Origin of the sequence: uncultured Oscillibacter sp. (assembly GCF_910587525.1) — a bacterium.
Taxonomy (GTDB): Bacteria; Bacillota; Clostridia; order Oscillospirales; family Oscillospiraceae; genus Oscillibacter.
In genome coordinates, this window is sequence record NZ_CAJULS010000092.1 from 1 (window position 1) to 9,548 (window position 9,548).

Annotated in this window: 10 protein-coding genes; 5 read left to right on the plus strand and 5 right to left on the minus strand. The window is 63.6% G+C overall.

The genetic code is table 11. The features are described from left to right. Nucleotides 1-526: OB-fold nucleic acid binding domain-containing protein (locus QZ326_RS08975; protein WP_295744169.1), on the minus strand; the 526-nt coding region annotated here is incomplete at its 3' end. Between the two features lie 183 nt (nucleotides 527-709). Between QZ326_RS08975 and QZ326_RS08980 the strand changes: the two genes are divergently transcribed. Beyond that, nucleotides 710-1,246: a GNAT family N-acetyltransferase gene (locus tag QZ326_RS08980; RefSeq protein ID WP_295744173.1), complete on the plus strand. Its 537-nt coding sequence runs from the start codon at nucleotides 710-712 to the stop codon at nucleotides 1,244-1,246. Nucleotides 1,247-1,342: 96 nt separating this feature from the next. On the opposite strand, the gene QZ326_RS08985 is transcribed toward QZ326_RS08980, so the two are convergent. The 4 genes from QZ326_RS08985 to QZ326_RS09000 are packed head-to-tail and all read right to left on the minus strand — an operon-like array spanning nucleotide 1,343 to nucleotide 5,199. Beyond that, nucleotides 1,343-1,702, minus strand: a complete 360-nt coding sequence (locus QZ326_RS08985; RefSeq protein ID WP_295744176.1) for a DUF1294 domain-containing protein — start codon at nucleotides 1,700-1,702, stop codon at nucleotides 1,343-1,345. 1 nt (nucleotide 1,703) lies between these two features. After that, nucleotides 1,704-2,486, minus strand: a complete 783-nt coding sequence (locus QZ326_RS08990; protein WP_295744179.1) for a response regulator — start codon at nucleotides 2,484-2,486, stop codon at nucleotides 1,704-1,706. Next, nucleotides 2,480-4,183 carry a sensor histidine kinase gene (locus QZ326_RS08995; protein WP_295744182.1) on the minus strand — a complete coding sequence of 568 codons (1,704 nt, stop codon included), beginning with the start codon at nucleotides 4,181-4,183 and terminating at the stop codon, nucleotides 2,480-2,482. The genes QZ326_RS08990 and QZ326_RS08995 overlap by 7 nt, the downstream gene beginning before the upstream one ends. Continuing rightward, entirely contained in the window at nucleotides 4,180-5,199 is a 1,020-nt protein-coding gene (locus tag QZ326_RS09000) for an ABC transporter substrate-binding protein (RefSeq protein WP_295744185.1), read from the minus strand. The genes QZ326_RS08995 and QZ326_RS09000 overlap by 4 nt, the downstream gene beginning before the upstream one ends. 213 nt (nucleotides 5,200-5,412) lie before the next feature. On the opposite strand from QZ326_RS09000, the gene QZ326_RS09005 reads away from it, so the two are divergent. The 4 genes from QZ326_RS09005 to QZ326_RS09020 form a co-directional block, all read left to right on the plus strand. After that, complete coding sequence (locus QZ326_RS09005; RefSeq protein WP_295744188.1) at nucleotides 5,413-6,819, plus strand: lipoprotein; 1,407 nt, start codon at nucleotides 5,413-5,415, stop codon at nucleotides 6,817-6,819. Nucleotides 6,820-6,932: 113 nt separating this feature from the next. Then, nucleotides 6,933-7,553, plus strand: a complete 621-nt coding sequence (locus QZ326_RS09010) for an HAD family phosphatase (RefSeq protein WP_295744191.1) — start codon at nucleotides 6,933-6,935, stop codon at nucleotides 7,551-7,553. Between the two features lie 11 nt (nucleotides 7,554-7,564). Then, the gene (locus QZ326_RS09015; protein WP_295744194.1) at nucleotides 7,565-9,394 is read left to right on the plus strand and encodes an iron ABC transporter permease; all 1,830 of its coding nucleotides are present in this window, start codon (nucleotides 7,565-7,567) and stop codon (nucleotides 9,392-9,394) included. A gap of 3 nt (nucleotides 9,395-9,397) precedes the next feature. Beyond that, on the plus strand, nucleotides 9,398-9,548 hold a 151-nt coding region (locus tag QZ326_RS09020), incomplete at its 3' end, for an ATP-binding cassette domain-containing protein (RefSeq protein ID WP_295744197.1).

Sequence of the window (9,548 nt, forward strand, 5' to 3'; positions counted from 1 at the left end):
GGAACATCTCCCCGGCGCCCTCGCAGTCGCTGGCGGTGATGATGGGGGTGTGGACATAGACAAAGCCCCGGCTCTGGAAGAACTCGTGAATGGCAAAGGCCGCCACGCTGCGCACCCGGAAGGCGGCGGAGAACAGGTTGGTTCTGGGCCGCAGGTGCTGGATGGTCCGCAGAAACTCCACGCTGTGGCGCTTTTTCTGGAGAGGGTACTCCGGGGCGGAGACGCCCTCCACCGAAATCTGCGCAGCCCTCAGCTCCAAGGGCTGCTTGGCCTCCGGCGTCAGCACCACCGTACCGGTGACAATCAGCGCCGCACCCACGTTCTGGGCGGCGATCTCCTTATAGTTTTCCAGGGCGGCGGACTCCATGACCACCTGGAGATTTTTGAAGCAGGAGCCGTCGTTCAGCTCGATAAAGCCGAAGCCCTTCAAATCCCGGATGGTGCGGACCCAGCCGCCCACGGTGAGGGTCTTCCCGGCCAGGGCCTCGCTGTCGGCAAAAACAGCGGCAATTTTTGTATAGCTCATGAATCTTCACCCATTTCTTGTATTTAGCGGTAAATTCCGTATCATGGTCTATGATTGTACCACGATTTTTTTGATTTTACAAGAGGGCCCGTCTACCTTTCCGGCCCTTTAGACAAAACTTCCCAAAAAGCGGCATATGTGGTATCATATCTGCATATCTCAGTGCGAAACGGGGCGGAGCTTATGATCATTACGGAGACCGGAGTCTCTGGAGGAGGGGACGGCGGAAGGATCCGCCCTCTGGAGGCGGCCGGCTGGAGCGCGGCCATTGAGATCGTCAACGGCTGCTGGCGGTCCCTGTACGCCGGATTTGTCAATCCGGCGCTTCTGAGCGGCGAGGGATGCCGGGAACGGGCCACTCAGCTGGAGCGGGAATTCCGGGAGCGGCGGCTGGAGGAGTACGTCTGGGAGGGGGCTGGCCGGATCCTGGGACTGCTGTCCGTAGGGGACACGGCAGACCCGGACCGGCCGGGGGCTTTTGAGATCTGGCGGCTCTATCTGGCCCCGGAGGCCCGGGGGAAGGGCGCCGGAGGGCTGCTGCTGGCCCACGCCGAAGACCTGGCCCGGCAGCGGGGTCGGCGTGAGACGCTGATCTGGGCCTTTCGGGAAAACACGGGGGCCCTCCGCTTCTATGAAAAGCACGGCTACCAACAGGACCGGGCGGAATACCTGGGCCCGCCCTATCTGGCCAACGGCGTCAGATTTCTGAAATACATATAGACGGCGGCCCTCCACAGGAGGGCCGCCGGTCTGCCGTAAAGGGCGGTGATCTGACAGCGCGGGCCCCTTTTCCCCCCCCGGGCCGGGACCACAGAGTCATCGGATGGAGTTCCACCAGACCCACAGCCCCAGGGGGATGGCGACCTGGAGGGCCAGAATGGCGGGGATGCCGAAGCGGAAGGTCCTGTGGAGGGTCTTGTGATGCCAGGCCTTCATGCCCAGCAGCGCTCCTATGCTGCCGCCCAGGGCGGAGAGGAGAAACAGCGTCTTCTCCGGCACCCGGCGGGTGGCCTCACGGGTCTCCTTCCGCTTTGCCTTCCACTTGTCGATTCCGAAGGCGAAAAACGTCACCAGGTTGATGAGCACCAGCCAAATGGCCAGCAGGCCCCAGGGGGAACCGGCCACCGCCCAGATAAAATCGTTCCGTTCCTCCGGAAGATATACGGATCTGAACATGTCAAAAACTCCTCTCCTCCTGCTCCGGCCGCCGTTCCCTCCGGCAGGTGTCCTGATACTCCGAGGGGGTCATGCCCGCCAGCTTTTTGAATGTGGCGGAAAAATGAGTGATGTCCCGGTAGCCCACCCGCTCCGCCACCTCGTAGACCTTCACCCGGCAGTCCCGCAGCAGCTCCATGGCCTTGTGGACCCGGTAGCGGGTGAGGTAGTTCAAAAGGGTGTAGTCCGTCTCCCGCTTGAAGGTGTGGCTCAGGTGCCCCTCGCTGAGCCCCAGGTGCTGGGCGATGGCGGCGATGCTGATATTGGGGTCGTTGTAGTGCTCCCCGATGTAGTCCATAGCCTCCAGTACGTATTTGCTCTTGTCCCCCTTCTTCAGGCCCGGCAGAGGCCGCTCCGCCTCTCCGGGGCCGGCGTCCATCCGCCGCCGCAGGGCGGTCACCGCCCGCTCCAGGTCTCCGTCGTGGAAGGGCTTGAGGAGAAAGTCCACCGCCCCCAGCCGCAGGGCGCTCTGGGCGTAGGTGAAGCTGTCGTATGCAGTGAGGATGATGACATAGGCGTTGTTTCCCCGCTGGCGGAGCTCACGCAGCATCTCGATGCCGTCCATGTGGGGCATTTTCAGATCGGTGATGATGAGGGAGGGGTTCAGCCGCTCTACGGCCTCCAGGGCCTCCAGGCCGTTGGCCGCCTCCCCCACCACCACGCAGTCCAGAGCGGCCCAGTCCACCGCCAGGACGATGCCCCTGCGGATCATCTCCTCATCCTCCACCACCAGAACCTTTAACATGGGGTTTCCTCCTCTCTGCGCGCCGGCAGCACCGCCGTCACCGCGGCGCCGCCCCCGGCCTCATTTTCCAGGAACAGCCCGCAGCCGTCCCCGTAGTATTTCGTCAGAATCGTGTTCACATTATAGAGACCCAGGTGTCTCCCGGCGGGCTCCTGGCTCCGGTACCGCCCCGCCGCCATCTCAGGCGGCAGGCCCGCGCCGTTGTCCCGGACGGTGATGCGCAGCATCCCCGCCTCCTCCCGGACTGCCACCTTCACCTCGCCGTTCTCCACGCCCTCCAGGCCGTGTAGGATGGCGTTCTCCACCAGGGGCTGGAGGATCATCTTGGGAATCAGGCAGCCCTCCAGCTCCTCCGGCAGCTCCACCCGGAAGGCGAAGGCCCCGGACATGCGGATCTTTTGAATCTCGATGTACCGCTCCAAAATCTCCACCTCCCGCCGCAGCGGGGCGAATTCCTCCGGCGAGATGCAAAAGCGCAGGATGTCCGCCAGATTCGCGGACATCTCCGCCACCTGGGGCACCCTGTTGATCTTGCTGATCCACTTCATAGTGTCCAGGGTGTTGCACAGGAAGTGGGGATTCAGCTGGGCCTGGAGCATCCGGATCTGGGCCTGGTTCAGCTCCCGCTGGTTGGCAACCAGTGCCTCCCGGTTGCGCCGCAGGGCCTCCACCATGTTGTTGAACCGCCCGGCCAGCTCCCCCAGCTCATCCTCGCCCCCGGCGGGGACGGACACATCTAAATTGTCGTGCTCTACCTCGCCGATGCCCTGGCGCAGCCGCTGGATGGGCCGGAACATCTGCCGGCTGAGGGCCAGTCCCATGCACACCGACAGAGCCACGCACACCACCGCGCACCCCAGGCTCACGGTGTGCAGCAGCCGGATGGTCTCCGCCGTGAACACCTGGGGCCGCCGCAGCACCAGACACAGGCCGCTCTTCTCGTGCCGGGCCGCCGCGTAGAGAAACTCCTCCGCCGGGTCGTCCAGCCCCTGACCGGCCAGCAGGCGGCCCCGCAGCCGGGGGGCCAGGGCGTCCGCCAGGGAGGGCTGGACACAGTACACCGGCCGCCAGTAGGGGCTCAGCACCACCAGGTCGTTCTGGGCGCCGTACTTGCCCTCCAGCAGCTGGCGGAAGCCCGTGTAGTCTATGCTGATCAAGAGATATCCCGTCTCCCGGCCCACGGCGTCGGTGAGGCGCGCCGCCCCCTGGAGCAGGGGCCTCTCCGTGTCCGTCACGTCTCCGCAGGCGGAAAAGCGCGGGGGTTCCCCCGGGGCGGGGGCGCTGTAAAGCACGCCCCAGCCGGTGGGCAGCTGCGCCGGCCCCGCCGACCGCCGGGTGGAATACCGCCGGCAGCCCTGGAGATCGTACAGGTCGAACCCGGCGTAGCTCCGGGCCTCCCCCGCGGCGCCGAAGAGCTCGCCGTTAACCAGGGTGTCCTCCGCCCCGTCTCCGGCAAGGGCCCGGGCGGCGATGGGGCTGCCCTGGAGGCGGGACGCAGTCTGGGCGAAGGCGTCAAAAGCCGTGTCCAGGGCGGAGGAGACCGCCTCCAGGTACTCCGCCATCTCCCGCTCCGCCTCCCCCGCCATCCGCAGGCGGAAGACCTGGAGCATCATGGCCGAGCAGGCCAGGGTGGGAATCAGGGAGGCCGCCAGAAAGCCCGCAAAGAGCCGGCGGCGGAAGGAGGGCGCACGCCTCATGGCTCCCCCTCCTCTCCCAGGTAGAAGGCCCAGCTCATCAGCACCGCGTCCCGGCGCCCGCTGGCCCGGGCCACATCGTAGTCCACCAGGGACAGGTCCTCCAGGGGCGTCAGGGACGGCTCCGTATCCCCCCGGACGGAACGCCGGCAGAACTGCTCCTCCAGCAGCCGCTGCACCTCCCGGCTGACGGTGAAGTCCAGAAAAAGCCGGGCATTTTCCTCATGGGCGGCTCCCCGGATCAGGGCGCTGCCGTCGGGAACGCAGCTGCTGCCGTCCAAAGGATACACCAGGGCGATGTCGTCTCCGGCGGCCATGCGCTTGAGGGCCGTCTCCTCCAGCGTCACGCCCACCAGGTCCGTGCCCCCGGCCACGGAGCTGACCACGTCGCCGGACCCCTCCAGCTGCCGCCCGTCCAGATTCTCGGCGAAGCGGCGCAGCGTCTCGTCCTCCTCCCCGCCCACGGCCTCCAGCATGGTGACCAGGGCGGTGAAGCTGGACCCGGACACCGCCGGGTCCGCGAAGGCGATACGCCCCCGCAGCTCCGGGGACAGCAGGTCTCCCCAGCCCGTGATCCGGCCGGCGGGCACCAGCTTGGTGTTGTACACCAGCACCACCGGCAGGGCGGAGAAGGGCGTCCAAAGCCCGTCCGGGCTGCAGAAGCGCTCCTGGATGTTCTCCGCCCCGGCGCAGATATAGGGAGTGAAGCAGTCCCGGTAGGACTCCAGACTCTCCACGCCGCCGCCGAACATCACGTCCGCCGCGGGGGCGCCGGACTCCTCCCGGACCCGCTCCAGAAGCTCGTTGGTACCCCCGGCGGTCACATCCACCCAGATGCCGGTGCGCTCCTCGAACTCCTGGACGATGGGCCAGTAGACCTCCTCCTTGTGGGAGGTGTAGATCACAAGCCTCTGCTCCTCCGGCGGGGCGTAGGCGGCGGTCTCCGGCTTCTCCGCGCCGCAGGCGGTTAAAAGCAGGGCCAGCGCCGCCAGAAGCGGCATGGCGGTCACGTTCCTCACAGCGGACGCCTCCTCTCCCATAGATGATTTACCCATAGTATACCATATCTCTGCCGGCGTTTTCATCCAAATCTGACAAAAACATCAGAAGAAAACAAAAAAAATCAGATTTGCCCCCTGTTCTTTTTTTCCATCCTCCCATACAATAAAATTAACAACCGGCCGAATTTGGAAGAGCCGGGTTTTGTTGAAAATACCGAAGGAGGAACCAAAATGAAAAGAATCTCTGCACTGCTGCTGACTCTGGTCATGCTGTTCACCCTCACCGCCTGCGGCGGCGGCAGCAATCCCCCCGCCCAGGACAGCACGCCCCCCGCCCAATCCGACGGCGGCGGCCAGGACACCCCCGCCCCCGCGGACGACGCCAACCTGACCGAGACCCAGAAGATCATCAAAGAGGCCGAGGGCATGACCCTGGAAGAGCTGGCCAGGAAGGCCATTGAGGAGTCCAACGGCAAGACGTTCTTCGGCGTGGGCAACTCCAGCCGCGGCAAGAGCGCCCTGCCCCTGTTCATTGAGTACCTGCAGTCCATCGACTCCAGCTACAACATGGAGTTTGACTGGCAGCAGCCCAAGAACAACAAGATCTTCGATCAGCTCACCGCCGACTCCCTGAAACCCGAGGGCACCTTCGCCATGACCCTGATTCAGGACGGCAACCAGATCGAGAGCAAGATGGTCCAGACCGGCATCCTGGACACCTTCATCCCCAAGGAGTGGGCCGAGGCCAACGGCACCACCGCCGACAGCTATGACGGGTATCTGGCCCTCCAGACCCTGAACAAGGTCTTCATGTACAACAACACCGGCTCCAAGTCCTATGACAACTGCTGGGACTTTGTGGCTGAGGGCGAGCACGGCCTGTATATGGACATCGACTCCGAGATCGTGGGCAAGAACTTCCTGTACATGCTCACTGAGGACACCTACGCCGGCTGGCTGAAGGACGCCTTCAACGCACTCTCCGCCGATGAGCAGGCCTACTTCCAGCCCACCATCAAGGCCATGGAGTCCGAGGCCGCCGACTTAGGGCTCGGCGCCGATGGCGCGTATGCCCTGGCCTGGATCAAGCTGTGGGTGGAGAGCTACAACGCCCAGACCGACGACGGCCCCATCTGCAACACCCTGGTCGACAAGTCCGCCACCGACCAGTTCGGACTGCTGGTGTACTCCAAGCTCCGCTCCGTGGAGGAGTCCAGCTCCGTGTCCGTCAACAACATCAATGTGGCGGCCTATGACGACGGCTACACCGGCATCGGCGGCTACGGCTACTGCCACTACCTGTTTGTCACTGACAACTCCCCCCTGCCCTGGACCGCCTGCGCCTTCATCGCCTACATGACTGAGACCGTGGACGGCTTCTCCGCCTGGGGCAAGGACATGGGCGGCTACTCCTCCAACCCCACCGTGGCTGAGGGCACCGAGGCCCAGTACGGCCACTCCAAGGGCGGCATGGCCGAGGACGGCACCACTGTGGAGTTCGAGGCCAAGAACGACCGTGGCTACGACTGGTGGACCACCGAGGGCAAGCTGGTTTTGGAGGACCCTGAGTACTGCGCCGACGTGGCCTTCACCGTGGGCAGCTGGGTCGAGATGCTGACCAAGTACAGCGCGGGTTAATCCGGCAGCCGCCGCATAAACCCTCATCATGGAATCAATCAGGTCCGGGGGGCGCGGACGCGCGCCCCGGACCTTCCCTATCCCACCGACCCCCATTGAAAGGACGGATTCCCATGGTCAAAGCAGTTATTTTCGACATGGGCGGCATTCTGCTGGACTTCCCTATGCTGAAACTCACCGCCGCCTATTCCCACACGGCGGAGGACGCCTGCCTCCTGGAGCAGGTCATCTTCAAAAGCCCGGAATGGGTGGCCCTGGACCGGGGGCTCGTGTCGGAGGAGCAGGTCCTCTCCGCCGCCCGGGAGCGGCTGCCGGAGCGGCTGCACGACAACGCAGCCCGGGTGATCGAACACTGGGACGAATATCTCTTCCCCAAGCCGGAGATGAATGCCCTGGCCCGGGAGCTGGACGCCCTGGGCGTGCCGCTGTACCTGCTGTCCAACACCTCCGCCCGCTTTTACCGCTTCCGGGACAAAATCGAGGTCTGGCCCCTGCTGCGCGGCGCCCTCCTCTCCTTTGAGGAGAAGCTCCTCAAGCCGGACCCGGAGCTGTACCGCCGCCTGTTCCCCCGGTTCGGCCTGTCCCCCGGGGAGTGCTTTTTCATCGACGACCTGCATCTGAATGTGGAGGGCGCCCGCTGGTGCGGGATGAAGGCCTTCTGCTATCAAAACGACATCTCCCGGCTCCGCGCCGCCCTGCGTGAGGCCGGTATCCCCGCTGCTCTGGAACGTTAGGAGGAGTTTTTATGAATCAAACGGCCACCCTCCAGGCAAGCAAGTCCACCATCTTTTTCAACAAGGTCAAGACCTTTTTCTCCAAGCCCCACAACGTGATCCTGGTGCTGATGGGCATTGTGCTGACGGTGACCACCGTGGCCCCCATCATCGCCATCGTGGAGGACACCTTCAAAATCCACCCCGGCACCATCGACGCCCACCTCACCGGCCAGGCCGCGGGCTACACCACGGTAAACTATATCGACCTGTTCACCAGCAAGCTGGCCAAGACCAATCTGTGGACGCCCCTGCTCAACACCATCTGGCTGGCGGTGGGCACCTGCGTGGTGTCCATCCTGTTCGGCGGCGTGTTCGCCTTCTTGGTCACACGCACCAACCTGGCCTGGCGCAAGTACCTCAGCTCCATCTTCATCTTCCCCTACATCATGCCCCAGTGGACGCTGGCCGTGGTGTGGCAGAATATGTTCAACTCCAACGCCGTCACCGGCACGTCCAACGGCCTGCTGGCCTCCCTGTTCGGCATTGAAATGCCCCTGTGGTGGTGCAAGGGCCTGTTCCCCAGCCTGGTGGTGCTGGGCCTGCACTACGCCCCCTTCGCCTATATCCTCATCGGCGGCATCTTCCGCAACATGGACGCCAACCTGGAGGAAGCCGCCACCATTCTGGACACGCCCCGGTGGAAGACCATGTGCAAAATCACCCTTCCCATGGTCAAGCCCGCCATTTTGTCCACCATTCTCCTGGTGTTCGGCAGCTCCATGGGCTCCTATCCCGTGCCCCACTACCTGGGCCTGACCACCCTGTCCACCAAGTACGTGTCCATGAACTCCAAGTTCACCGGCGAGGCCAGCATCCTGGCCATCATCATGATGGTGTTCGGCGTGGCCATCATGCTGCTCAATCAGCTCTCCCTCACCAGCCGCAAGAGCTACACCACCGTGACCGGCAAGGCGGGGCAGAGCTCCAAGTTTAACCTGGGCAGGGTGGGGCGGTACGTCATCGCCCTGGCGCTGGTGGTCGTCACCTTCTTCACCAGCATCTTCCCCATCGTATCCTTCGCCTTTGAGACCTTCCTGCCCAACCCCGGCGACTACTCCTTCCTCTACACCGGCGACCCCAGCAATCTCACCACCAAATGGTGGGTTACGGATGAAAACGTGTCGGAGAACGGGATGTACGGTCAGAAGGGCATTCTCCACAACGAGACCATCTGGCGGGCCTTCCGGGGCACCATGCTGGTGAGCGTCAGCTGCGCCCTGCTGGCGGGCTCCATCGGCACCCTCATCGGCTACGCCGTGGCCAAAAGCCGGCGAAGTAAATGGGCCAATTACGTCAACAGCGTGGCCTTCCTTCCCTACCTCATGCCCTCCATCGCCGTGGGCGTGGCCTTCTTCATCCTGTTCTCCAACCAGTATATCAACCTGTTCAACACCTACACCCTGCTCATCATCGTGGGCACGGTGAAGTATATCCCCTTCGCCAGCCGCAGCTCCCTCAACTCCATGCTTCAGCTCTCCGGGGAGATTGAGGAGGCCGCCATCATCCAGGACATTCCCTGGATCAAGCGCATGACCCGCATCATCATCCCCATCCAGAAGTCGTCCATCATCAGCGGCTTCCTGCTGCCCTTCATGACCTGCCTGCGGGAGCTGTCGCTGTTCCTGCTGCTGTGTACCCAGGGCTTCATCCTGTCCACCACCCTGGACTACTTCGACGAGATGGGCCTGTACGCCTTCTCCAGCGGCATCAACCTGATTCTGATCGTCACCATCCTGGTGTGCAACACGCTGGTCAACAAGGTCACAGGGGCCAGCTTAGACAAAGGTATTGGAGGTTAAATTATGCCTGAAATCAGATTGGAACACGTGACAAAGCGGTGGGGCAAGTTCTACGCCGTGGACGATTTGGACCTGGTCATCGCCGACAACTCCTTTGTCACCCTGCTGGGCCCCTCCGGCTGCGGCAAGACCACCACCCTGCGGATGATCGCCG

Coding starts and splice junctions, on each gene's coding strand:
- QZ326_RS08990 (WP_295744179.1), bottom strand. CDS start 2,486: ATGTTAAAGGTTCTGGTGGTGGAGGATGAGGAGATGATCCGCAGGGGC.
- QZ326_RS09015 (WP_295744194.1), top strand. CDS start 7,565: ATGAATCAAACGGCCACCCTCCAGGCAAGCAAGTCCACCATCTTTTTC.
- QZ326_RS09005 (WP_295744188.1), top strand. CDS start 5,413: ATGAAAAGAATCTCTGCACTGCTGCTGACTCTGGTCATGCTGTTCACC.
- QZ326_RS08995 (WP_295744182.1), bottom strand. CDS start 4,183: ATGAGGCGTGCGCCCTCCTTCCGCCGCCGGCTCTTTGCGGGCTTTCTG.
- QZ326_RS09010 (WP_295744191.1), top strand. CDS start 6,933: ATGGTCAAAGCAGTTATTTTCGACATGGGCGGCATTCTGCTGGACTTC.
- QZ326_RS08980 (WP_295744173.1), top strand. CDS start 710: ATGATCATTACGGAGACCGGAGTCTCTGGAGGAGGGGACGGCGGAAGG.
- QZ326_RS08985 (WP_295744176.1), bottom strand. CDS start 1,702: ATGTTCAGATCCGTATATCTTCCGGAGGAACGGAACGATTTTATCTGG.